Raw genomic sequence first — 24805 nt, forward strand, 5'->3', positions numbered from 1 at the left:
AATCGCTTTTCCCCTTTTCTTTTTCAACCACTTTCTACTCCAGCCCGAAAAGTATCAATACTGTAGGTTGAGGATTTATCAGGTGATTTAGTAAGCCTTCATCTTGCCCTGTCCCGGATGGATTAGGAACAGTGGCTGAGGAGTACTAGACTCAACCTTACCTTCTGAAGATTTTCCTATCTATTTTTACAACAATAAAAACCAAACTCCCTGCTGCAATAGAAATCAGCAGGTCCTGTGCTGACAAAGGCACAAGCCTGAAAAAGCTCTCCATAAACGGCAGATAAATAACGGCGAGCTGTAGCAGGATAGCGGATATCACCACCACTACCATCAGTGGGTTTGTGCTGATGGCAAGCGGAGAATGGGCCGAAGAGCGCAAAGCAAGGGCCTGGAAAACCTGCGCAAACCCTACGGTCGCGAAAATCATCGTTTGCCAGGTCAGGTCCTCAGGGTTGTTTGGGTTGTAGTAGTACAGGGCCAGTCCCAGCGAAACCGCCGCAATGGTCACGCCGACTACTCCCATCTGGTAGAAGTCTTTTCTCTCCAGCGCCCCTTTCTCCGGATTTCTCGGTGGTCTTCTCATGGTGTCCTTCTCCCCAGGCTCCGTGCCCAAGCCCAGGCCGAGCAAGCCATCTGTGAGCAGGTTCAGCCACAGCAGCTGCAAGGGCTGCAAGGCGATGACCATACCAAACAGGGGAGCAAGGAGCATGATCAGCACCTTGCCGATGTTGCCTGCCAGGGAGAACTTGATGAACCTAATCAGGTTATCGAATATCACCCTGCCTTCCTCCACAGCAGCGACAATGGTTGTGAAGTTGTCGTCGAGTAGCACCATGTCCGCCGCTTCCTTGGCCACGTCGGTTCCGGTTATGCCCATGGCTACCCCAATGTCAGCCCTTCGCAGTGCCGGGGCGTCATTCACCCCGTCGCCCGTCATGGCCACGACCTCCCCCTGGCTCTGCAGTGCGCTTACAATCCTTAGTTTGTCCTCCGGGGAGACGCGGGCATAGACGGAGGTGGTTTTGGCCAAACCCAGGAGCTCACCCTCATCTGCCTGCTGCAGCTTTTGGCCTGTCACCGCATCATACTGCTCCGTGAACAGCAGCTCACGGCCAATTGCCGAGGCAGTCAGGGGATGGTCGCCGGTAATCATGACAGGGCGAATACCTGCTAGTTTACAATTCTCCACGGCCGCTTTCACTTCTTCACGTGGCGGGTCTATCATACCTGCAAGGCCTACGAAGACCAACCCCTGCTCCGCATCCGTTCCACTGCTCGGCGCCTCCAGGCTGCGGAAAGCAAGCCCCAGCACCCTCATGCCATTTTGGGCCAGCCTCGAGTTGGCCTCCAGAATTCGCTCCCGCCACTCAGCGTTCAGCGGCACCTGCGAGTTGTTCACCCACACATACTCCGAAACGCTCAGCAGAGAATCGGGCGCGCCTTTGGTGCAGAGCAAAAAGGGAGTGTTCTGAAGCGGAAGTAAATAACCGGGTAACCCACCTTCCACTTTATGAATGGTGGACATCCTTTTCCTGGTGCTGTCAAAAGGCACCTCATCCACCCTCGGCAGGGTTTCGTAGAGATGCTCTTTACTGATTTCTCTTTTCGCGCCGGCTATGAGCAAGGCGGCCTCTGTAGGGTCTCCTATGACCTTCCCGCTATCATATTCTGCCCCGTGGTCGAGGGTGGCGTCATTGCATAGTACCGAAACGGCAAGGGCGAAATCCAGGTCATCTGCTGACGCGCTGTCCATTTCCGTCATGGCGGAGGGGTCTATCTCCACCGACCGTTCCGGCAGGTCCACCACCGTCACCGTCATCTTGTTCTGGGTAAGGGTGCCTGTCTTGTCTGAGCAGATGACCGTGACGGAGCCCAATGTCTCAACTGCAGGAAGCTTTCTGATCAGCGCGTTTCGTTTTAGCATGCGCTGCCCTCCCAATGCCAGTGTGATGGTGACAACCGCAGGAAGTCCCTCGGGAACGACAGCCACTGCCACGCTCACAGCTGTGAGAAACATGTCTGCGGCAGCCTCCCCCATAAGCATCCCCACACCGAATACCAGTGCGGCCGCCGCGGCGCCGAACAGGGCAAGCATCTTGCCGAGCTTGTCCAGCCTTTCCTGCAAAGGGGTCTTGCCTGACTCAACGGAGTCTATGAGGTTGGCGATTGTCCCGAGCTCGGTCTGCATCCCTGTGGAGACGGTGACACCGACCCCTCTTCCATAGGTCACCACCGTGCCCATGTAGGCCATGTTCTTCCTGTCACCCAGCGGGAGGTCTTCCTTGGGGATAGGGGCGGTGTCCTTGTCTATGGGCTCCGACTCACCTGTCAGGGCTGCCTCCTGTATTTTGAGGTTAAATCCGTCTATCACCCGGAGGTCTGCAGGTACCACGTTGCCTGCCTCCAGCTCTACTATGTCTCCAGGCACCAAATCGGTTGCCGAAACTTCCCTGACTTTCCCGCCTCTTCTGACCCGCACTTTCGGAACCACCATACGGTTCAGCGCGGCCATGGCGCGGTCTGCGCGGTACTCCTGGAAGAAGCCGAGAAGCCCGAAGAGCAGCACGATAGCGAGGATGGCCACCGCCTCGGTGGTCTTGCCAAGGAAAAGAGAAAGCAACGCGGCGACTATCAGGATAACCACCATGGTCTCTGTGAACTGCTGAAGCAGCATCTTGAAAGGACTTTTCCCTTTCTTTTCCTCCAGCTTATTTGGCCCCACCTCCCTCAGAATAGCCTCTGCACCGGCATCTGTAAGACCTGTGGCTGATGTCCTCAATTCAGAAAGGACCTGCTCGCTTGTTTTTGTATGCCAATTGTTCATAGAGGTTCGATTTACATCACCAATATAAGTTGCGGTTCCATCACCATTAACTTCTGAAACTATATTATAGCCTTTAGTGATACTGAAAATGCTTGGCTTGCCTTTGGGGCGCTCCAAACAATTCAATAGAAGTTACAGAAAACTGTCAGGTTGTGCTAAGGTTGGTAATCTACCTGTCTTCAAACGCTCAACTAATAAAATCAGCCTACTTTTTAGTCGATTTTCAAATCAGGTCAGGTATAGGAGGTATTTGGGAATATAGGAAAGTGATAGGATCCGAACTCTCTTAGTCTCTCTAGCTCAACCATTCTGATTTCTTTGGGGACGTACACGTGGTTCAATAGCCACCGAAAGATAAGAGATGTTGCATCAAAGGAGTTATTTAGACGCCACATCCCTTACATTGAAGTCCCCTGCCACTACGGAGGTGCCTTTTATACGAGCTACCGTTTCTTCAACCTCTTCCAATGTCAAGCACCCGTGCAGACTTCCCTGGTCTACCTGGCCTGAACACCAACGCCCCATTGCAACCTGTAGCAATGGGGCGTTGTGAAAGACTCAAATCTGCTCCACAAAATTTAAAAAGACCTTTTTATGCAGCTCAAGGTCCATGTCAGGTGAAAGTGCTACACGGGCTATGTAGTCCTTGTCGTCTTCTTTCGTTGTCCCTTGAGTGGATGTAGCAGGTATTGTCCAATAACATCCTTTCAGTTGCCCGTAGCTCACGCAGTATTTACTTTCGTGGGGAATTTCTTCGATCATTAAATTGATCAGCTTTAAATTCAACTCCCTTTTATAGGCTTCCCTTTCTGCATCGGTATCCCCTTTCGTAGGAAGATCCAGTGAAAACACGGATGGCGTAAATCCTTCCTGCGCCAGTTCTTCGGAAACAAAATTGATTTTAGCTGCTGGCAAAACTTCCTTGATGAAGTTTACATAGTCACGTGTGTTCTTATAAGCATCTGCAATCCGTTGATTCATGGAAGGCAACTGCTCTGCGAGTATCTCCATCTGAAGATCTGTAGCCTCGTTGTCACAGAGTATCAGGTGCTGTTCTATTTTTTCGAGCAAAGCTTCTGCCTTTTTGTTTGCTACACAGTAGCCAGCAGTAACTTTTCCGCCACTCGGGAATTTCGATCCGCTAACATATGAAATTGTTCTGATCGTGGAGAGGATACTTCCTTCACTTGCGAACTGTACATTCGGGCAAAATGTCTGATCCAGGATAAAGACCGGATCGATCGCAACCTCACCGGCTGCATTCCTACGCTCTTTACTTAAGACATCTCTTAGTTTTTGAAGATCCGGAACCTCGACCCTCGGGTTTGTTGGAATCTCAGCGATGATGTAAGGGACAGCGTCCTGGTTGGCAATCCTGTCCAGCACGGTATCAATACTTTGAACCATATCGTGCTCCCCATCAACAAGTAAGTCCACTATTTCCACATTATCCAAACAGGCAGCTACCCGTCTTGCCTGGTCGTTTGTTCCACCATAGCAATTGGGGGGAACAATAAAGCGAATACCCTTTCCTTTATGTCTTTCCAGGGCCTCGTGTACCAGCCCCATCATGATGGCATACTGCATAGACAGGCCGGATGAAGCAACGAGCGCTTTTGTATTAGTTCCCGTGATTTTTCTGATTGACTCTACTACACGGGCTTTGTTCTTGGCTACATCACGCTGCCTATGATCGGAAGAAGGTTTTCCTGTCAGCTGCTGCAAGGCAGCAAAACTATTGGCCGGCGTCATGGCAATGGTTTCTCTTCTGCGCACATGCTGAATTTCGGAGATATAGCGCTCTTTTTGTTCACCATTCACCAATAAGATACTTCCAAACTGAGAGTGAACCTGAACAAAGAAATCAATCATCGGGTTGAGTTCCACTTTACCAATCTCATCATCCTGCGAAATGAAAATGGTACTACCATTAAATTCAGAAACCTCTTCTATTTTCCCAACCTGCTTTAAGTCAAATTTATAACCATAAACTTGCTTCAGCACTTCAGCATCGAAGGCATCTGGTAAATCGCCGGAATAAAGAATCTGCGTGTTCTTACGATCCAGTAAGTTCTTTCTGAGAATTGCTAAGACAGGAACCGTTCTGGAAGAGAAACTGATAACATTCTCCGGTTTCAGATTATTCAACTTGGCAACACTCCATTCCAGTACAGAAGATAAGGGATGCCCTAACCGGATATAATCAAATGCAGTGGGCAATTCACTGAGCGCTGATGTTTCAGAATTGCTGTCTTTGTACAGTTTTTCAAACTGCTCTAAGAATTGGGTTTTGGCTAATTGTTCATTGTAAATATCCAGTCGGTGGGTGGTGAGCTTCAACCAATCAGCTGGCATATTTTCTAATACACCTTGTATATAATGAAGCACTTTATTTCCTTCCATAATTATTATCTTGAGGTAAGCTATAAAATACAAAGTAGTAGAAAATATAACTTCCTGCCTAGTTTTAAACTGATTGAGAAGATGCTACACTACTACTGTTGGTTATTCGGAGGCCTTCAACACCAAAGAAGGCTACCGCATAATCTTCTGCAAAAGAGAGGTACAAGTTTAGTCTTCGGATGCAGGTAACCGATCAATTTCATCATCATTTTTAGATGCATTGCGTTTAGCTTTTTTCGCCGCAGCTTTAAGAGACTCCTGATGTTTTTTCCTTTCCAGAAACTCTTTTTGGCGCTGCTTCTTCTGTTGGTCCCTTGCTCTGGTACTCATAACCTGATTTATTTTTAAAGTATCTGATTTTCGAATCTTACTAAGCCCCAATTTCCATAATAATCTTATTGCACAGCTGAGCTTCCTTCAAATATTTACGCAAAGCCGCTAAATCCATATGGAGAGAGTCCGACAATTCATACCTAAGGGCTAGCGCAGCAGCACCCAGGTATACCTGAAACGATTAGGATCAACCCATTTATTACAAGGGTATTTTCGGATAATTCTGCACTTCTGTTTCCTTGCCGCTTTTGAAGATTTTCAGCCGGCTGGGCCTATTCTGCTGCGCTACCTCATGTGCCTTTTCCAGGGCCTGCTCTTCGCCTTCAAATGCCTGTACCAGCTCCCTGTCATGGTCCAGCACGCACCACTGCTTTTTTTCCTTATTCCATTCCACCCGGTATGTTTTAAACTGCGCTTTGTTCCGAATCAGGTCAAGTATCACTTTACCATCGCTCTCGTTGCCATCCGGGTAAGGCATGGGCAGCAGGGCAAAGAATACATAGTATAGCGAGAAGTACGTGAATTGGTAAGTGAGTATACCTGGTTCCAGTGTCTTGTTCTCGATGAGGTAAATTACCACGAGCGCTGCAAGTGTATTAAACAATGCTCCTCCAGAAAATATGAGGATGTTGGCAAACCGTTCGTTTCGCTTCAGGTTTTCAAAAGTGCAGAGGCCATACCAAAAGTAGTACTTTCGAACTTCCACTATACCTATCCTAAAAAGCACTTTACCAGCGCCTATAGAAACTTTTATGTTCTTCCCTCCCATCAGCCAGGCGAAAAACACATGCCCTGCCTCGTGCACAAAAGAAATGATCGGTAGTACAAGAAAGAAAGCCAGGAAAAACTTAGGGAGGTCATTTATTTCAAACATAGCTTCAGGTATACGTTTTACAGAAAGCCGGATGCTGCCATAGAAGCAAATATGACTGCCATCACATGACCTCAGGTGTTACCAGGTTGCGTATACCTGACACAATCATGTCGATACCGATGGCACCCAGGAAAAAGCCGTTGATACGCAGTAACAACTCCATGTTCTTGTCAAAAGCAACCTGCACTTTTTTGGAGCGCATACTCCGGCGTATATATTTCAGCCCCATGATAATGCCAAAGTTGATCAGCATGATACTCACGAGCGAAAGCACCCCTTGCCACAGCACCAGTTGCTCCGACATCAGTACGGTAAGCGATATGGTACCGGCACCCACCATGAAGGGCAGAGCAATTTCTGAGGCCAGATCGTGAAGATCGCCTTTTATTTGGATGAAGGCTTTCTTGCCCTGCACGATAAACATATAGGCAAAGGAGAACAGCACAACGCCGCCGAATATCCGAAATGACTCAAAATTGATGCGGAACACTTTCTGAAACACCAGGTCGCCCAGCAGCAGAAAAACCAGGTAGATACCAAAGGAAATACTGCTGGCTTTAATAAAAACAGATCGGAAGTCTTCATCCGACAGGTCTTTCATGATGGGCTTCAGGTATAGGAAAAGCGCAAAAGGGTTGAGCATTACCAAAAAACTAACGATTGCTGTAATCATAAATATCAGGACTGGTTGAGGGTGCCTTTAACTACGCAGCACAGCACAGGTAGATATGTAAAAAGCGGGATCAGGCGAGTCATCAACCCACTTTTAGTTGACAGCCAGTACCTAAGGATTGGCTGTTCGTTCAGAAAATATTATTCGGGAGAGAAGCCAGTATCTGCTAAATCGACTGGTTATCAAAAATGAATTCCATGGTATAGGTGTGGTACTCGGGCTGCGTGATACCAGCTACATACGGCAGGTTGTGCTCTTGTGTGTACTTCGCTTTGTAGGCTTGGTCTACTTGCAGGTTCAGGTCAGTATCACTTACCTGCTCTCCTCTTACGTTCAGCACATGTTGGCCGTATTGAATCTGCCCGACGCCTTCTTCCAGAAAAGCAGTGAACCAGCTTCTGTTACTTTTGGTCCAGCTTCGGGCAAAAACCCTTCCTGCTACTTCGACCATCCAGATGTTCAGAAAAGTTTCACGTTCTACGCCTCCTTTTATACCTACTAATGTGGAGGAGCCCAGGTAGGCTATAAAATCAGTCGGGAAGGGTTGTTGCTTCATGATCTGTATCTGATGAGATTTAGCGTGCACTGGCTACCCGCACCTGTTTCTTTGTACTTTTTGGTTGGGCCGGATACATAAAATTGCGCACATCCTTCATGTAGTTCAGGCTGCCATTGGTCAGGTTGCTGAGCACAATGATGGAACTGTGGTCTTTTGGGTTGCGCAGGAAATAAGTGTTGAAACCATGCCACAAGCCGCCATGGTAGATTACAGTATCGCCACTCTCCACCTGCTTCAGACGAAAGCCGAAGCCATAGGACTCTGCCCGCTTGTTGATCTTTCCGGTTGGCATAAAGGCCTCCTCCAGCGTTTCGCGCTTCACCAGTTTTTGGGTATAGAGCGCCTGGTCCCATTTATAAAGGTCTTCTACGGTTGAGTACATACCCTTATCACCCAGCACGGTGTCCTGGTAGTCGGGCAGGCGCTTGCGACGACCACCAATGTGCCCTGTAGCCACACGACCGGTTTGGGTGACCAGTTCGTGGTTGAAGGTATAGGTGTCATGCATTTTGAGCGGCTCAAAAATATGCTCCCGCATAAACTCTGCAAAAGGCTGCCCGGAAGCCTTTTCTACCACGGAAGCCAGCAGCGCATAGCCTGTGTTACTATAGCTGAAGGTACGGTCAGGCTGGTAATAAATATTGGGTTTGTGCACAGCCATCATGCTCAGTACATCATCGTTGCTCAGGTCCACTTTACGGTCTGGCCAGAATTCTTCGCTGAAATAGGTATAGTTGGGCAGGCCGGAGCGGTGCGTGAGTAGCTGGCGCACAGTTATGCCTTTGTAAGGAAAATCAGGGATGTATACCTGCAGGCTGTCATCGTAGCTAAGCTTACCTCGCTCCTTAAGCATCATGATGGCCATGGCCGTAAACTGCTTCGATACGGAGGCTAGCTGAAAAACCGTCTGGGTGCTGAGGGTGTCTTTCGTCTTGAAATCAGCATACCCGAAAGCGCCACGGTAAATGATCTGGTCATACTTGGTCACGAGTACTGTCCCGTTAAAGCCCTTGCGCTTGTGCAAATGCGTGAAAAGGGAATCGACCTCTTTACCAAGTTTGGTCGCAATGGTGGGTGTAAAGGTTTCAGGTACCTCTACGTGTAATTCACAGTCCTCCTCGACGATCAGCTCTTCGTTCTGAAAGCCGGAGCAGGCACTAAAAGATAGAAATAAAGCGCATGCCACTACGCTCCGGATTAAAAGCGATTGAATGTTACTAAAAGCCATACCTGAAATATACCAACAAGGGAAATGAGCTTTAAATATAAAGGAAGTTTCTGGTTTTTAGGAAAGGAAGTTTCACAAATTTGTAAAAGAAGGTCCACTAGTAAATTCACCATAACTGACTACAGCAAAATCGGGATCAGGATGAATTAGACAGGCCTGAATACTTTTGAAGCCCTATATTATTTAAATTATATCAGTCTGTTTAATTGCACTATTTTTAAATCATACGGATGTTTCCTTACTCCTGAATCAGCATAACCAAATAACCATCAGACCCTTAACTGTACAACTTTAGTAATCCTCTTCTAGCACCTCTCTTCTTATTAGACTCAAATTAATCTTGTATTCACTAATTAAAAGCGCATTCTGACCATGCTTTTAATCAAATTAAAAAATTTCATAAAATCATGTAAATAAAATTAATGCAATCCCGTACAGCAAGGCATGTAAACTAAAAGCAGTTTTAATAGCAACGTTTACAGTACATTTAAAATCAGCTGCAGAATCAGTATATAGTTTTAATAATATTTTTAACCAGTACACGTAACCCTCTACTATGGAAAAAAACTTACTTCTTCCGCTAAATAGCCCATATTATCTTACCTCACCACCAAGCTAAGGGCTGATTGACCTTCCCTTTTAGGGGCACCATATATCAAGGCACATACTTCACCAACTGAGCGGGACACATAAAAATCCCTGCCTGGCAGCGCCTTGTCTGTTTCATTTTAATTTCAATTACCAGCATATATTTTAAATCATCGACTATGAAAAAAAATTACACTTACACAATTCCTGAATTTCAAAGCTACCACACCTCCTCCCGGCTTTGGCGTCTTTTTGCCTTTAGCCTATTGTGCTTTTTACTATACCCGGCTACTGGGCTGCAAGCAAACACGACAGCTAATGCTAATATGGTAGCGGATCAGTTGACAGTGACCATCGAAAACCACCTGGGCCCGGGCTGGATCAGCTGCAATCACGAGAAAGTAACCTTGGTGGCCACAGTTTATCTGAACGGAGTTCAACAGAACCCTGATGGCATTTCCTTTAGCTGGACGGGACCTGAGGGCTACAAGTCAACTGGTTCTCGGATTGCTGTGACAGTAGCAGGCGAGTATGTACTCACGGTCCAAAACGCTGCAGGTTTGACCGCTTCTGCCAAATACGTGGTAAGAGGTGTTGCCGGAGCTGCAGGTGCTGACAAAGTGATTAGAACATCTGAAACCTCAGTACAATTGGCTGCTGAATCCCACCCATGGGAAACATTTGGGTTTACACCGTCCTGGACTGCCAGCAACGGAGGCAACATAGTTTCTGGTGCTGACACCTTTACCCCAAGCGTTGGCGCACCAGGCACGTATACCTTAACCCTCACCCATACTTCTGGCTGCACCATGGAGGATCAGGTAGAGGTAACTGAGGGAGAAGATGTTTTGGAGGTATATATCGGCCGCGGGAGTGTCTTACAAATTGATTGTTATGGCACACCTATTCATGCATACACGCATGTTTACCTGAATGGGGATGAGGTTACTGAGGGCCTTACCTACAAGTGGTCTGGTCCTAATGGTTTTTCCTCAGAAGGATCAGGGCCAACCATATCAGAGCCAGGTGATTATACAGTTGTAGTAACATACCTTGCTACTGGCTTAACGGCAACAGCGACACGTGAAATTTCTCAGAGACCCAGACCTGAGGGAAGTGCTGGGCCCGACAAGGTACTGACACGCGACAACCCTACTGTTACACTAGAGGGATCAGTGGTAAATAACTCCGGGCAACCTACATGGTTAGCCAGCGATGGGGGTAATTTTGTTTCGGGCTACAGAACGCTTAATCCGATTGTGGATGCCCCAGGCACCTATACCTTAGTACTTCAGGATGGAAGAGGATGCAAGACAGAATACACCGTAAAAGTTACCAAAGCAGAAGATCAATTCATTGCACGCATTGGTGATGGCTCTTCAAAACAACTGGATTGTGATCGAAATCCTATTACACTGAATGCCTACGCTACACTTAATGGAGAGGAAATAAAAGAGGGTATTACTTACAGTTGGACTGGTCCTACTGGTTACACGTCAATACAACAGAAAGCAATCATTTATGAGCCAGGGGATTATACACTTGTGGCTACACACATTGCCACAGGAGCAACAGCAACCGCGACAATGACTGTTTCTCGAATGCCTTCTCCCGAAGGAAGTGCAGGCCCCGACAAAGTACTGACACGCGAAAACCCTACTGTTAGACTCGAAGGGTCAGTAGTACCAGGGTCAGTACCCAATGATTTTTATGAAGTAATGTGGTTTAATAATGTTGGTGCTTCCATAAAGGAACCATGGAGCCTCAATCCGGAAGTTGATACTCCTGGTACATATCGTATGGTAATTACCGACCGTCTAGGCAAATGCACATTTGTTGATGAGGTTGTAGTTACCCGCGAAGAAGGGGAGAGTCCACTAGTAGCACGTATCTCCACTTCAGGTGTTCCGCAACTTGGTTGTGACCCTGCTGATTCTTTCTATATGATGGGCGTTGCCATGCTCGATGGACAGACCGTGACAGAAGGAATCACTTACAAATGGAACGGCCCTAATGGCTATACATCCAACGACAAAAACGTGTCTGTTACTGAGGCTGGCGATTATACCTTAATGGTTACATATACGGCCCGTAATCTTACCGCCACATCTGAGCCGATTAGAGTAAGCAGGTATACCTTGCCAGAGGGCAGTGCCGGTCCAGAAAAAGTGCTGACCTGCAAGAATCGCACCGTCACTCTGGAAGGTTCAGGTCATGGCATGGTGCAATGGGTTGCAAGCCATGGAGGTAACATTGTATCAGGACACAATACCTTAAACCCAGTAGTAGATGCCCCAGGTATTTACACGATGGAACTTAATCTGATGAGAGGTGGCTGCGTATCTTATTTTACTGTAAAAGTTATCCGTGAGGAAGATATGACGGTAAACGCTACAGGCGGCCAGCTGGATTGCACCACTGGAACCGTGCAACTTACAAGCTCATCTTCAGCTGAAAATGCGACCTATAGCTGGACAGGCCCAAATGGCTATACCTCAGCAGAACAAAACCCTGTGGTGAAAGTGGCGGGCACCTATACCCTCACCGTGGCTGACCCTGATGGTGGATGCTCTGCTTCGACCAGTGTGGTGGTAACGCCTAGCTCAACTGAGGTGACCATGACGCAGCACCTGATTGATTTCGACGACCAGCCAAGAGGCCTGATCTCGAGCATTGACACCGAAGCAGGACCAGTGGCGATAACGGGAAGAAAACGCAACCCAGATGGTACATACGCACCAGAGAACCATGCCGCCATCTTCGACTCCCAAGACCCGACAGGCGACGACACCAACCTCTATACTACAGACTGGGGCCAGGTGCTCATCATCAACCAGTACCAGAATGACTACCCGGATGCCACACAGTGGGGCGGCGAACTGATCCTGGACTTCTCGGCCATCGGACCTGTGACGATGGAATCGTTCAGAGTAGTAGGTATGGACAAATTTGAGGATCTATCCTGGGTATACCTCTACGATGCGAATGGCAAGGAGCTGAACAAGGTATACCTGAAGCCGCTCGGCATGAACAGCAAGCAACTTGTCAACCTGGGGAATACCAGAGGCGTTATGAAAATGAAAGTAGTGCTGGATGGCAGAGACGGGTCTGGCGATTTTGCTGGATCAGCCGCTATCGACAACATCAAGTTCCACACAGAGAGCGTCACAAGCAGCCCTTGCACTGTAGCTGTGGAGAACTTTACCCATGCGATGGCCTATCCTACCGCTTTCAGCGACCGGACAACTGTAGAGTTCATTGTGCGTGAGACAGAAAACTACAGCATCAACCTCTACGACGCGCAGGGCATGCTGGTAAAGCAACTGCAGTCAGGCACCGCCAGAGCCGGCGAAATGACACGTGTTGAGGTGAACGGCAAAGACCTGAAGGAGGGTATGTACTTTGCCCGACTGGTAGGTAGTTCCGGTTCTAAAACCTTTAAGCTGGTTCTGAAGCGATAAGCTATAGAGGTATAATAATTCTATTGAAATGCCCCGACTCCAGCTAAGTCGGGGCATTTTTTGTCGTATAATATGTGCCAACATCTTCTTATATCTAAAGTATATAAAGGAAGAGGTTTGATGTGACGATTGATGGTGTGATGGGATCTCCGGTTAACATATTCATTTTTCTGATACTGCTGTTTGCGCCCGTTCAGGAAGACGCTTACAAAGTGCAGCGTGAGCAAATGGTCGAGCAGCAGATCAAGCGACGGGGCATAAGTGACAAAGCCGTGCTAAATGCCATGCGCTCCGTGCAACGGCACCTCTTTGTGCCTCCCTCCATCGCTGCCGAAGCCTACTCTGATGGCGCATTACCCATTGGGCACAAACAAACCATCTCACAGCCTTACATGGTAGCTTACATGACGCAGGTGATCAGACCTAAACCAGATATGAAAGTGCTGGAAATCGGCACAGGATCTGGCTATCAGGCTGCTGTGCTGGCTGAAATCGTAAAGCAGGTATACACCATCGAAATTGTACCGGAGCATGGGCGGGCAGCGGCTGCACGACTAAAACAACTGGGTTATGAAAATGTGGAAGTCAAAATAGGCGACGGTTATGCTGGCTGGACGAAGCACGCGCCTTTCGACGCCATAGTCGTGACGGCCGGTGCCGAGTCAGTTCCCCCTCCCCTGTTTGAACAACTCAAAGAAGGCGGCCGCATGGTTATACCTGTCGGTCCTGTGTACAGTACCCAAACCCTCAAGCTGATCGAAAAGAAAAAGGGCAAAGCTGTGACCCGCAACCTGATGCCTGTCGTATTTGTCCCCTTTACAAGGGAAGGACAGCGGTAATCACCCTTCATCCCGAATTAAAGTAGAATAGATTAGGCAGCGTTATCTGAAAAAACATACCCATACCTGCAAAATTGCGTAAGCGCTATATAGCAACCAGCAAGCATAGCTATTATCCTATGCTTGCCTGACTTTTTATAACCCTTTGCCATACAAAGCTTACACATGCAGAAAATTCTATTTTCCTTCCTGATCATCTTCTTAACGGTAACTACAGCTTCGGCACAGGTAGAAGCCGACACCACCTGGCGCAGAACTTTTTCAGCGGGCATCAACCTGAACCAGGCCGCCTTCAGCGACAACTGGAAGGCAGGCGGCATTAGCTCAATCGCTTTTAATTCACACCTGGATGCACGCGCCGATTACAAACTGGGCAAAACCTCCTGGGACAACGCCGTGCAAATGCAGTACGGTCTGCTTAAAAACAAGGGAGAGGAACAGCGCAAGAGTATCGACCGCATCTTCCTGGACTCCAAGTATGGCTATGCTATTTCTTCGGACTGGAACACTTTTGTGTCGGCTAACTTCCTGTCGCAGTTCACAAGGGGCTATGAATATGACGTGGACGCCGACGGCAACGACCGGCTTATTTCAAACTTCCTGTCTCCGGGCTTCCTGACGTTTGCGCTGGGGGCTGAGTATAAGCCAAACCCTTACTTTTCGCTTCGCCTGAGCCCCTTTGCACCCCGCTTTACTTTTCTGGCAGACGATGCCGTGGCAGCTAATGAGCGATACGGCGTGCCGGAGGGCAAAAGTGTACGCACAGAGTGGTTGGCGGCCATGGTGCAGGCCACTTATAACCGCGACATCTTCACTAATGTCAACCTCCGGCTGAATTATATGTCATACATCAATTACGAGGAGCTATCCGGGAAGCGCATTGACCACATGCTCAACTCTACCCTCACGGCTAAGGTAAATCGCTACATCAATGTCAACCTGATGGCCAACTTCATCTACGACTACGATCAGGATAGCGACGTGCAGTATAACCAGTCACTCGGTTTGGGTATACTCTACACCATGCAGGGTTTTACTGTGCGCTAGTATGTTTAGCGTTACTAACGATGCAGCTTGTTGGGGATTTCACTACAGGGTCCTTCGTAGCGCACAAAAATGTGGATGTACAGCGAACGCGACCACCTGAAGATCACAGGCAATAAACCGATTACCACAGCTGCTACTACACCGATCATCATGCCCATCGTGATCTCCTCTACGAACTGGTACAGGATAAAAAGGCATACAATGAAAATAGCCACGTTGAAGGCAAAACTCACGTACATGGCGCCATAATAAAAGCCGGGCTCTGGCTCAAACTCCTGCCCACAGCAGGGGCAGTTGGTGTGCATATCAGAAAACCTGGTGGTATAGAGTCCACTCTTGAACATTTTGCCTTCACGGCAACGCGGGCATCTGTTGAAAAAGATACTGTATAATACGGAGTTTCTGTTGCTCATGCTGTGTCTTTCTCTGATGTTAGGACATACTTCTCAAAGGTACGTCTTTTAAGAAATAAGGCACAGCAACGGCCTAAATTTACAGTCCTAAAATTCTACAATAAACCCTAACGTAGGCACTAGATTCCCATCATTGTTTTTGAGGATGACAGGTATGGCGTTGCTTCCATCGTTGCGCAGCGGATTGCCGTCGGTGGTCGCGAAGCCTGTATTGTCCTCATTGCGTTGGAAGGTATAGCGGTCGAAGCCTGGTGTGTTGCTGGCCAGCACATTGGCAATGTCCAGGAACAGGTCGAGGGTGATACGGCTGAAATTCCACTTCTTGTCGATGCGCACGTCCAGTTGGCTGAACGGCCGCAGGCGCTCCGAGTTGAGGCGGGTATAGTCGAGTATGCCTACACCCAGCGAGGCATAGTTGCGCTGCGAAGCCTCCAGATCGAAGGGCGTGGCAGGTGCGCCGCCTGCGAAGCGGTACTTGGCCCCAAACTCCCAGTTGCGCGGCAGCTTCTTGCCCAGCAAACCGGAGGCAAGGTGGCGGTAATCCCAGGCGCTGGACACATAGCGACCGTCGGTACCGGCAAACTCACTGATTACATAGGTATAGGACAGCACACCGAACACCGTTCCCGTCAGCTTTTTCTGTACATAAAACTCCGCTCCGTAAGCCCTCCCCTTCCCGGTGGTGCTTACGGCTTCATTACCAATCGAACCGAAATCACCTCCCTGGTTGGCCAGCGAAATACCATCGCGCAGCGACACAGGGTAGTTGTCATAGTCTTTATAGAAGCCCTCCACTGTGAAGCGCAGATCCTCGCGAGGCAGAAACTCCGTGCCCAGCACATAGTGGATGGACCGGATATAATCAGCTGAGCGGTTCAGGAATCGGTTATTCTCCTGATAACCCAGCACGGTATAGGTCGGCAGTTTATAATAGGTGCCCCAGGAGCCGTTGATCGTCCATTTATCAGTGAGCAGGTATGAGGCTGACAGGCGCGGCGAGAGCGTTTTCAGCGGATTGCGGCCTTCGTCTGTGAAGGTGTTCATGTCGGTGCGCAAACCAAAAGACAGCCCGAGCCGGTTGTTTAGCACTGAACGCGATACTTGCCCGAATGCGCCATACCGGAAGAAGTCGAGGTTAGTATCGTAATCAACCGTAACAGCAGGCTGCACCAGATTGCCACTTTCGTCGCGCACCTCGTTGCGGATCAGACTGAAGATATCGTTGGTGAACTGCACATACTGCCCCGACACACCATAAGCGTATTTGAATCCGTTCTGGTATTTGTTTACGTCCAGACGCAGCTTGTTCTCCGTTTCACGTGAAGTTGACTTGAGCGTGAGTTGCGAAGCGCCTCCCTCCTGCGCCGCCTCCGTCTTTTCCAGATCAATGTTGAAAGCGTTACGGCTCAGCGCCAGGTTCACGTAACCATCACGCACCAGTCGCTTCATCGCCACGCCGGTTGTATAGTTCCATTGATTGTTGGAAGGTATAGACCGCAGGATGTACTCACTTTCTGGCGTGCTGTTGCGCGGCACCCCAAAGGCAAACTCGTCTATGGCCCCGACGCCAATAAAAGAAAGTGAGGTTTTACTGTCAATCTTATGGTCTACTTTATACTGGAAGTCCCAGTAATTTGGCCGGATGGGCAGGTCAAGCAGCTTAAACAGAAACTGCAGGTAACTGCGTCGGGCTGAGACCAGATAGGTTGTCTTAGAAGAAAGCGGCCCCTCCAGCGTTGTCGCAAACTCCGAACCGCTCAGACGCACGTTGCCCGAAAAACGCTCCGGGTTGCCGTAACGCTGCCTGAACTCAAACACTGAGGCCAGGGCATTATCGTAACGGGCGTCGAAAGCAGAGGAACTCAGTTTCAGGTCCTCGATAAAAGACACGTTGAGTATACCTGTCGCGCCGCCGGCGCTGCCTTGCGTGGTGAAGTGGTTGATCAGCGGTATTTCGATGCCATCTAGGTAATACACGTTCTCGCTCGGCGCGCCGCCACGGATGATGAGGTCGTTGCGGCTGCCCCCGCCTGTGCCACTGGTGGCCACACCCGGTAGTACTTGCACTACTTTCGAGATGTCGAAGTTCCCGCCCGGGTTGCTGCGGATCTCTTCTGTGCTCAGGCTCTGCACCGACAGCGGCGTCACGATATCGGCGATGGCCGCGCTCTGCCGGCGACGTGCCACCACTTCTACCTCACCCAACTGACTTGAAGCCGGCACCAGCTCAAAGTTGATGATCTGGGCATTGCCTGAGGTCACGTTCACGTTGAATTTACTCAGTGGCTGGTAACCGATGTACGAGCTCTGTAAGGTATAACTGCCGAGCGGAATGTTGTCGATCCGGTAGGAGCCGCTCTCGTTTGTGACCGTACCCAGCTGCGTGCCTACCACCTGCACCGACACCCCAATCAGGGTTTCCCTGGTGTTGGCGTCGCGCACAGTACCCGTAATCACACCAGACTGTGCAAAGCTAAGTGTTGGCAAAAGCAGTAAGAAAAAGAAGAATAAGCGCATGGTTGAAAGGCTAAATCATATCGCAGGTATTACACACTTCTAGCTGAAATGTTTTGAAAACACTATATATTTTTAGTGACTACATTTTCAGAGCGTTAACATCAAATTTAATTCATTGAAGTTTAAACACTTAGAATCATCCTTTTCTGATATTAACTATAGCTCGTTAATCAACTCCCGTAGCCTGTCGGCATTGAGCACGGCATTGCCTACGATGGTGTTATTAAAGAATACCCATACCTCTTTGCCATCTTCCAGCCAGTCTTTCACCATGTAGGCATAACGCTCCAGCTTTTCGTCGGAGTAGGACGAAGCGTACATTTTCTCATCGCCGTGGAGCCGCAGGTAGGCAATATCGGTGGTCGTGACTTCTGTGCCCGGAAAGCGCTTGCCGGCATTGGCGATAACGGTGGAGATGTTGTGTTCGCGCATCAGGTCAAAAGACTCCTCTGTGAACCACGAGACGTGGCGTGCCTCCAGCGCAAAAGGCTGCTCCGGGTACAGCTCCCGCAAGGTATGGTAAAAATCACCGGCTATACCTTTGTCGAAACGGAAACTACCGGGGATCTGCACCAGCACCGGACCCAATCGCTCTCCCATCAGCTGGTAGCGCGACATAAATTTCTGCAGCGGTTCTTCGATGTCCTTAAACTTGCGCTTGTGCGTGATCTCCTGGTGCAACTTGGGTGCGAACTTAAAATGCGCCGGTGTCTGCGCCAGCCACTTCTCAATGGTTTTGGCCATGGTGAAGTGGTAGAAACTGCTGTTGATCTCCGTGCAGTTGAAACGAGTGGCATAGTGGCTCAGGAAGTCCGCCGACTTAAGCTCAGGCGGATACAGCACTTCCCGCCAACGGTAGCTCCAGCCGGAAGTACCGATGTACAGCCTACTTGAAATTGTATCCGTCATGAGCCCTTACGCACCCAGCGGGAAGTTGAACACAAAGGCCGTACCGTCTGGCGTAATGCCATCCAGCCGCACCATACCGCTGCGCGACGCTGCCAGCGATTTGCTAATGTCAGCAAGACTGTTCACAGGGCGGCCGTTCACTCTGGCGATCACGGTACCCTCCGGTATACCTGCTGAGTCGAAGAAACCACCTGGCTGAATCTTGGTGACGTACACGCCCTCGCTCAGACCGTAGCGCTGCTTCATGCGGTCGTTGATTGGCGCAAAAGTGGCACCTAACCTTGCCTCTAAGCCTTTGGCAGCGCCCTCGGTAACTGTCTCCTCTTCTTCTCCCTGCAATGTGACCGTAGCTTTTCGCTGTTTGCCATCCCGCAATATCGCCAGCTCCACCTTGTCGCCGGGGTAGTAGCGGGCAATGCGTTCTGAAAGCTCTGCTGATGTGTTCACTTCAATGTCGTCTATACCTTGTATAATGTCGCCTTCTTTCAAACCTGCCTTTTCAGCGCCGCTACCAGGCTGAACCCCCATGATGTACACGCCACTCACCTCACCCGGATCGATGCCCCGTGCCCGCAGCATCTGATCTTCTACGGCAGGAACAGGGAAGTTCACACCTAAAAAGCCACGACGTACCTGGCCGTACTTCCGTATGTCGCCCACAACTTTCTGCATCAGGTTGACAGGTATAGCAAAGCCATAACCAGCGTAGCTACCCGTTTGCGAGGCAATGGCTGTATTGATGCCGATCAGCTGCCCGGAAGTGTTCACCAGTGCACCACCGCTGTTGCCGGGGTTAATGGCCGCGTCAGTTTGAATGAAAGACTCGATGGCGGTATTGGCTACCTGTGCCGGATCCACGTATCCGCCCTGCCCTGGCCGGTTCAGGATGCCGATACTGCGGCCCTTGGCACTGACGATACCGGCTGTTACAGTCGAGTTCAGCGAAAGCGGATAACCTACGGCCAGCACCCATTCTCCCACCTGCACTTTATCTGAATCACCCAGCGGCACCACCGGTAAGTCACTTGCCTCCACTTTCAGCAAAGCCAGGTCCGTGCTTGGGTCCGTACCGATTAGCTTGGCCTCGAAGGTACGGCGGTCAGGCAGCACCACTTCTATACCTGAGGCCCGGTCGATCACGTGATTATTGGTCACGATGTAGCCATCGCCTGATATGAGTACTCCTGAGCCCGAGCCGCGTGCCGGGGTAGATTGCTGTGGCATGCCGAACAACTCGTAGATCGGATTGCGACTGGTTTGGTTGACGTTATAGAGCGTTTTGATGTGCACGACGGCAGGCGTCACATTGGCAGCGGCCGGCACAAAATCCGGGTTACCAACTGATGAGACCACCGGTGTGGCAGCATTGTTATTGTTGTTGAAGTTGCCGTTTTGTTGTGAATTGCCCTCGAAGAGTTTATACCCCACAATGGCCAGCACGGCAGAAAGGATGGCAATCAAAAAAGTGCCGACAGCTTTTCCCATAAATATTGATGTTTTACCACTTGCTTTACCGATTATCGCACGACCGGGTTGGCTGATAGGCAGATTAGAGTTCATAACAGCTGTTTTTGAGAATGAAGTGAACATTTTCTTCAAAGGCTATACCTGATTTGTCCCAACCAGTAAACCTTCCTATATACTACTTACTCTTTAAAAAAGCGCATGGTTTACAACTTAGATCCTGTTACACTCCGTAAACAGTGGGTCAGAGACGATAAAGCCTACACCTAACAATAAAACTATGCCTAACCTGAACGAAGACTATCCTGCGGCAGACGCGACGCTCGCTTCAACCCAACCAGAAGTTTCAGCCGAAGAAAAGCCCAAAGCAGAGCCCAGACCCGCCCTGAGCATGTTCGACGCCATCGCCGTGATTGTGGGCGTGGTGGTGGGAGCCGGCATATTCCGGACGCCCTCGCTGGTGGCTGCCAATGTGGAGAGCGGCACCATGTTTCTGACCACCTGGGTGTTGGGTGGGCTGGTCTCGTTGATCGGGGCACTCTGCTACGCTGAACTGACCACCACCTTCCCGCATGCCGGGGGTGACTATCACTTCCTGACGAGGGCATTCGGAAAACGGCTGGCTTTTCTCTTTGCATGGGCGCGTATGAGTGTCATCCAGACAGGTTCTATTGCGCTGCTTTCTTTTATCATCGGCGACTACATGGCCCAGATTTACAGCATCGGGGAGCTTTCGTCAGTTATCTATGCGGGACTGGTTGTGGTCTTGCTCACTACGATTAACATTGTGGGTGTGAGCTTCGGCACAGGTGTGCAGCGCTTTCTGATCATACTGGAAGTACTGGGCATCCTGATCGTACTGGGCGCAGCCTTCCTCTTTACGCCCGATGAAGCAGTAGCGGCAGGCAATGCAGGCACGGGCAACGGCACTTCCATGGGCCTGGCCATGGTGTTTGTGCTGCTCACCTTCGGCGGCTGGAACGAGGCAGCCTATATTTCTGCGGAGCTCAAGAGCGGACGCCGGGGCATGGCAACCGCCCTGATTGCCAGTATTGCCGTTATCACCCTGATTTACCTGCTCATCAACCTGGCCTACTTGCATGTGCTGGGGCTGGAGGGGATGGCTGCCTCTGATGCCATAGCAGCTGACCTTGTAAGGGTGACGCTTGGGGACACGGGCATGGTGCTCATCGGCATCATTGTGACACTGGCTGCCCTCACCTCCGCCAATGCCACTATTCTGACTGGTGCCCGTACCAATTATGCGCTGGGGCGTGACTTTCCGGTTTTCAGCTTCTTAGGCCAATGGAATACCAAAGCATCCTCTCCGGTGAATGCCTATGTAGTCCAGGGAGTCGTGTCGCTGGCGCTGGTTGGCTTGGCACTATTTACCCGCAACGGATTCGAGACGATGGTGGAGTATACGGCGCCGGTTTTCTGGTTTTTTCTGCTGCTGGTAGGTATCGCCTTGTTTGTGCTTCGCCGCAAAGAGCCAGAGCGCCCGAGGCCTTTCAAAGTACCGCTATACCCTGTCCTGCCCCTTATTTTCTGCCTGACAAGTGGCTATCTGTTCTACTCCAGTTTGATGTACACCGGCTTAGGGGCTCTTGTAGGTATAGGCGTGCTGGTGGTGGGGGTACTGGTGCTGCTGGCTATACCTCGCATCCAAAAACAGAAAGAACAGGCAGCATAACAGCGCAATCGCTTAAAGAAGTCCTACTAAAATATTCATAAAATGCCACAATTAAGAACTACTGATCCCTGCTGCACGTAAATACAGCCTGTGCGCGTTTCTCTTCTCCGGATAAGATACGCCATCACAAAATCGCTCACCTTATACCTGATATTTTCTTAAATGGATTACTAACTTAATGAAAACAAGATGAGAGCAATCAGAAACTCGCTTTGCACACTCGTGCTGACACTATTCGCTTCTGCGGCATTCGCCCAAACAACCACTGCTACACCTAAGCTGGATGTCCCTTATGTTCCTACTCCTCAAAAGGTGGTAGACGCCATGCTTAAACTGGCAAATGTGTCGGACAAGGATGTGCTTTATGACCTGGGTTGTGGCGATGGTCGCATTGTAATCACGGCGGCAAAGGAGCACGGTGCCACGGGTACTGGCTTTGACATAAACCCGGAGCGCATTAAAGAAGCCAATCAGAATGCCCGTGAGGCCGGCGTGACCAATAAGGTGAAGTTTGTGGAGCAGGACCTGTTCAAAGTGGACTACCGACCAGCCTCTGTAGTGACGCTATACCTGCTGCCCAACGTGAACATGAAGCTTCGTCCGGTGCTGCTCGAGCAGTTGAAGCCTGGCACCCGCATTGTGTCGCACGCCTTCGACATGGGTGACTGGGAGCCGGAAGAGACCCAGGTGATAGACGGATCTACCATTTATTTGTGGACTGTTCCTGAGAACAAGAAAATCGGCAAAAGTCGCTAATAACCACCGAAACTACTAAAAAGCCCCGTGCACTTCATGTGTGCGGGGTTTTCTTTTGTGTGCTATCTATACATCTAAAATAGGGCTACCGCATCTGAATTGATAATTTAATCCCTATATTTACAGCTGACACTAACCACAATCTCTGAAATGTATACAGGATTACAACATCTTCACTCATTCATGGCCTATCTGGTAATTCTAGGCCTTCTTGTAAGCATCATATTTGCCTTCATGGGCATGTCTGGTAACAAACCCTTCACTGATAAGGATAGAAAAATGGGCCTTTTGGGCCTTATACCTGCGCACTTGCAGTGGGTGATCGGTGTGATTCTCTACTTTGTATCACCACTTGGAATTGAACTTGCAAACGAAGGCTTCATGAAGGATTCCACTTCAAGACTTTACGTGCTGGAGCACCCGCTGACTATGATCATCGCTGTTGTATTGATCACCGTAGGTTATGCCCGTGCCAAGCGTCTGCCGGATGACAAGAAGCGTTTCAGCAGCATTGCTATTTTTTACACCATCGCTTTGATTCTGGTATTGGCTCGCATTCCGTGGGGTGCATGGCCTGGCAACTAAGCCACCAACAGGTATAGCCCGCTAATGGGCAGCGCCTCCCCTTTCAGGTATAGCCCTGAAGCGGGAGGCACTTTTTTTAGAGAGCATCTTAAATTAGTATGATGAATACGACATCTTCAAACAGCAATATGCCAGCTGCCATTCAGGAGTTGGGCCAGCAACTCTACCATAGCCACCACAAGTACAAGGAGTCTGCTCTGCGGCACCGGCGCTTCCGACACCGCGATATTGTACCCCTGATCGAGCGGCTGCAGGAGCAGTCAGCCTTCGAAGTGCAGGTGGCCGGCCACTCGGTGCAGGGTCGTTCGATCTATTTGATCAAGGCGGGTACTGGCAAAACTAAAGTTATGCTTTGGTCCCAGATGCACGGCGATGAGCCCACCGCCACCATGGCTTTGTTTGACTTGCTGCACTTCCTCAACCAGACGGACGAACTGGATTCTATACGCAGGCATATACTGGAGCACCTGACACTATACATCGTGCCGATGCTCAACCCGGATGGGGCCGAAATGTATACCCGCCGCAACGCCTTGGGCATAGACATGAACCGAGACGCCCTGCGCCTGCAGAGTCCGGAATCAGAGCTGCTGAAACAGCTGCGCGACAAGCTGGAGCCTGCCTTTGGCTTTAACCTGCACGACCAGAGTCGCTACTACACAGCCGGCTACACAGCACGGCCGGCCACAATCTCTTTTCTGGCTCCGGCATATGATCATGCCCGCAACATCAATACAGTACGTGAAAGGGCCATGCGCACCATCGCAGGTATGGACCATGTGCTGCAGCAGTTTATACCTGGGCAGGTGGCTAAGTTCAATGACGAGCACGAGCCGCGGGCTTTTGGCGACAACATCCAAAAATGGGGTACCAGCGTGATCCTCGTGGAGTCTGGCGGGCAGCACGGCGACCCGGAAAAACAGCACATCCGCCAGCTGAACTTCACGGCCATCCTTTCGGGGCTATACCTGATTGCCGAGGAAGCTTACCAAAGCTTCGGAGTGGACGCCTATGACCGTATACCTGAAAACCAGCGTCACCTTTACGACCTGGTGCTGCGCCATGTCCGCCATACCGAAAACGGCCGCGATACTATCCTTGATATTGGCATTAACCGGCTGGAAGTGGACGCTCCGAACCACCTCGGCTTTTATCATAGCAGTGCGGTAGAAGAGATCGGCGACATGAGTGTGTTCCATGGCTACGAAGAACTCGACGCCAAAGGCCTTACCTTGGTGCCCGGCAAAGTATACGAGCAGCCCATCGACAGCCTGGACGAACTGACAGACGAGTTGGGAGCCGAATTGCTCAGGCAGGGCTATACCACCATCCGGGTGCGTCACCTGCCCGGCGTATTGCCCGATCCGACCTCACTCCCGCTCAACGTGACAGGTATAGCCAGCATCGTCAATCACCAGTTGGCACTTGACGAGTCGGCCAACTTCGTCCTGAAAGATGCGCAAGACCAGCCCAGGTATGCCGTCCTGAACGGATTTTTGTATGACCTGCAGAGCGACCGGCCGGAGCTCTTTCATGGAATACTACATTAGGCAGCAATATAATTTTGTCGCCTAAAGCCCTTCCCTTTTGGAATCAGTTTGTATCTTACAGACTGATTCCAGACCAACCTTTGCTT

General features: G+C 49.9%; 18 protein-coding genes. 7 read left to right on the forward strand and 11 right to left on the reverse strand.

Annotated features, from left to right (window positions below; genetic code table 11):
* Positions 1-157: 157 nt before the first annotated feature.
* The 7 genes from BW972_RS17885 to BW972_RS17910 all read right to left on the reverse strand — a co-directional run bounded on the left by BW972_RS17885 (position 158) and on the right by BW972_RS17910 (position 8897).
* Positions 158-2827: a cation-translocating P-type ATPase gene (locus BW972_RS17885; RefSeq protein ID WP_076423233.1), complete on the reverse strand. Its 2670-nt coding sequence runs from the start codon at positions 2825-2827 to the stop codon at positions 158-160.
* 558 nt (positions 2828-3385) lie between these two features.
* A complete protein-coding gene (locus BW972_RS17890; protein WP_076423124.1) occupies positions 3386-5230 on the reverse strand; it encodes a PLP-dependent aminotransferase family protein in 1845 nt (614 codons plus the stop codon).
* Positions 5231-5398: 168 nt separating this feature from the next.
* Entirely contained in the window at positions 5399-5560 is a 162-nt protein-coding gene (locus BW972_RS19935; protein ID WP_155800627.1) for a hypothetical protein, read from the reverse strand.
* A gap of 202 nt (positions 5561-5762) precedes the next feature.
* On the reverse strand, positions 5763-6437 hold the full coding sequence (locus BW972_RS17895; RefSeq protein ID WP_076423125.1) for a site-2 protease family protein: 675 nt from the start codon (positions 6435-6437) through the stop codon (positions 5763-5765).
* 61 nt (positions 6438-6498) lie between these two features.
* The gene (locus BW972_RS17900; RefSeq protein WP_076423126.1) at positions 6499-7110 is read right to left on the reverse strand and encodes a MarC family protein; all 612 of its coding nucleotides are present in this window, start codon (positions 7108-7110) and stop codon (positions 6499-6501) included.
* 166 nt (positions 7111-7276) lie between these two features.
* Complete coding sequence (locus BW972_RS17905) at positions 7277-7666, reverse strand: DUF2255 family protein (RefSeq protein ID WP_143732134.1); 390 nt, start codon at positions 7664-7666, stop codon at positions 7277-7279.
* 19 nt (positions 7667-7685) lie between these two features.
* On the reverse strand, positions 7686-8897 hold the full coding sequence (locus BW972_RS17910) for a serine hydrolase domain-containing protein (protein WP_143732136.1): 1212 nt from the start codon (positions 8895-8897) through the stop codon (positions 7686-7688).
* A 914-nt stretch (positions 8898-9811) separates the two neighbouring features.
* Between BW972_RS17910 and BW972_RS20090 the strand changes: the two genes are divergently transcribed.
* From BW972_RS20090 to BW972_RS17925, 3 genes are all read left to right on the forward strand, one after another.
* On the forward strand, positions 9812-12946 hold the full coding sequence (locus tag BW972_RS20090) for a T9SS type A sorting domain-containing protein (protein ID WP_076423127.1): 3135 nt from the start codon (positions 9812-9814) through the stop codon (positions 12944-12946).
* Between the two features lie 122 nt (positions 12947-13068).
* The gene (locus BW972_RS17920; RefSeq protein WP_083674250.1) at positions 13069-13785 is read left to right on the forward strand and encodes a protein-L-isoaspartate(D-aspartate) O-methyltransferase; all 717 of its coding nucleotides are present in this window, start codon (positions 13069-13071) and stop codon (positions 13783-13785) included.
* Between the two features lie 165 nt (positions 13786-13950).
* Positions 13951-14832, forward strand: a complete 882-nt coding sequence (locus BW972_RS17925; RefSeq protein WP_076423129.1) for a DUF3078 domain-containing protein — start codon at positions 13951-13953, stop codon at positions 14830-14832.
* A 14-nt stretch (positions 14833-14846) separates the two neighbouring features.
* On the opposite strand, the gene BW972_RS17930 is transcribed toward BW972_RS17925, so the two are convergent.
* The 4 genes from BW972_RS17930 to BW972_RS17945 all read right to left on the reverse strand — a co-directional run bounded on the left by BW972_RS17930 (position 14847) and on the right by BW972_RS17945 (position 20156).
* Positions 14847-15245: a DUF983 domain-containing protein gene (locus BW972_RS17930; RefSeq protein WP_007654610.1), complete on the reverse strand. Its 399-nt coding sequence runs from the start codon at positions 15243-15245 to the stop codon at positions 14847-14849.
* Positions 15246-15332: 87 nt separating this feature from the next.
* Positions 15333-17762 carry a TonB-dependent receptor gene (locus tag BW972_RS17935; protein ID WP_076423130.1) on the reverse strand — a complete coding sequence of 810 codons (2430 nt, stop codon included), beginning with the start codon at positions 17760-17762 and terminating at the stop codon, positions 15333-15335.
* A gap of 156 nt (positions 17763-17918) precedes the next feature.
* Entirely contained in the window at positions 17919-18671 is a 753-nt protein-coding gene (locus BW972_RS17940) for a DUF72 domain-containing protein (protein ID WP_076423131.1), read from the reverse strand.
* Positions 18672-18677: 6 nt separating this feature from the next.
* Positions 18678-20156, reverse strand: coding sequence for a Do family serine endopeptidase (locus BW972_RS17945; RefSeq protein ID WP_007654612.1), 1479 nt, complete (start codon positions 20154-20156; stop codon positions 18678-18680).
* A 259-nt stretch (positions 20157-20415) separates the two neighbouring features.
* On the opposite strand from BW972_RS17945, the gene BW972_RS17950 reads away from it, so the two are divergent.
* The 4 genes from BW972_RS17950 to BW972_RS17965 all read left to right on the forward strand — a co-directional run bounded on the left by BW972_RS17950 (position 20416) and on the right by BW972_RS17965 (position 24719).
* Positions 20416-21828, forward strand: coding sequence for an APC family permease (locus tag BW972_RS17950; protein ID WP_083674251.1), 1413 nt, complete (start codon positions 20416-20418; stop codon positions 21826-21828).
* Positions 21829-22017: 189 nt separating this feature from the next.
* Positions 22018-22584 carry an SAM-dependent methyltransferase gene (locus BW972_RS17955; RefSeq protein ID WP_076423132.1) on the forward strand — a complete coding sequence of 189 codons (567 nt, stop codon included), beginning with the start codon at positions 22018-22020 and terminating at the stop codon, positions 22582-22584.
* 183 nt (positions 22585-22767) lie between these two features.
* The gene (locus BW972_RS17960) at positions 22768-23169 is read left to right on the forward strand and encodes a hypothetical protein (RefSeq protein WP_007654616.1); all 402 of its coding nucleotides are present in this window, start codon (positions 22768-22770) and stop codon (positions 23167-23169) included.
* Positions 23170-23267: 98 nt separating this feature from the next.
* On the forward strand, positions 23268-24719 hold the full coding sequence (locus tag BW972_RS17965) for a M14 family metallopeptidase (RefSeq protein ID WP_234986440.1): 1452 nt from the start codon (positions 23268-23270) through the stop codon (positions 24717-24719).
* Positions 24720-24805: the final 86 nt, after the last annotated feature.

It is taken from the genome of Pontibacter lucknowensis, from assembly GCF_900156415.1.
Taxonomy (GTDB): Bacteria; Bacteroidota; Bacteroidia; order Cytophagales; family Hymenobacteraceae; genus Pontibacter; species Pontibacter lucknowensis.

Bases quoted from the DNA above. Each gene is read 5' to 3' on its own strand.
- BW972_RS17885 (WP_076423233.1), bottom strand. From the start codon at position 2,827: ATGAACAATTGGCATACAAAAACAAGCGAGCAGGTCCTTTCTGAATTG.
- BW972_RS17890 (WP_076423124.1), bottom strand. From the start codon at position 5,230: ATGGAAGGAAATAAAGTGCTTCATTATATACAAGGTGTATTAGAAAAT.
- BW972_RS19935 (WP_155800627.1), bottom strand. From the start codon at position 5,560: ATGAGTACCAGAGCAAGGGACCAACAGAAGAAGCAGCGCCAAAAAGAG.
- BW972_RS17895 (WP_076423125.1), bottom strand. From the start codon at position 6,437: ATGTTTGAAATAAATGACCTCCCTAAGTTTTTCCTGGCTTTCTTTCTT.
- BW972_RS17900 (WP_076423126.1), bottom strand. From the start codon at position 7,110: ATGATTACAGCAATCGTTAGTTTTTTGGTAATGCTCAACCCTTTTGCG.
- BW972_RS17905 (WP_143732134.1), bottom strand. From the start codon at position 7,666: ATGAAGCAACAACCCTTCCCGACTGATTTTATAGCCTACCTGGGCTCC.
- BW972_RS17910 (WP_143732136.1), bottom strand. From the start codon at position 8,897: ATGGCTTTTAGTAACATTCAATCGCTTTTAATCCGGAGCGTAGTGGCA.
- BW972_RS20090 (WP_076423127.1), top strand. From the start codon at position 9,812: ATGGTAGCGGATCAGTTGACAGTGACCATCGAAAACCACCTGGGCCCG.
- BW972_RS17925 (WP_076423129.1), top strand. From the start codon at position 13,951: ATGCAGAAAATTCTATTTTCCTTCCTGATCATCTTCTTAACGGTAACT.
- BW972_RS17930 (WP_007654610.1), bottom strand. From the start codon at position 15,245: ATGAGCAACAGAAACTCCGTATTATACAGTATCTTTTTCAACAGATGC.
- BW972_RS17935 (WP_076423130.1), bottom strand. From the start codon at position 17,762: ATGCGCTTATTCTTCTTTTTCTTACTGCTTTTGCCAACACTTAGCTTT.
- BW972_RS17940 (WP_076423131.1), bottom strand. From the start codon at position 18,671: ATGACGGATACAATTTCAAGTAGGCTGTACATCGGTACTTCCGGCTGG.
- BW972_RS17945 (WP_007654612.1), bottom strand. From the start codon at position 20,156: ATGGGAAAAGCTGTCGGCACTTTTTTGATTGCCATCCTTTCTGCCGTG.
- BW972_RS17950 (WP_083674251.1), top strand. From the start codon at position 20,416: ATGCCTAACCTGAACGAAGACTATCCTGCGGCAGACGCGACGCTCGCT.
- BW972_RS17955 (WP_076423132.1), top strand. From the start codon at position 22,018: ATGAGAGCAATCAGAAACTCGCTTTGCACACTCGTGCTGACACTATTC.
- BW972_RS17960 (WP_007654616.1), top strand. From the start codon at position 22,768: ATGGCCTATCTGGTAATTCTAGGCCTTCTTGTAAGCATCATATTTGCC.
- BW972_RS17965 (WP_234986440.1), top strand. From the start codon at position 23,268: ATGATGAATACGACATCTTCAAACAGCAATATGCCAGCTGCCATTCAG.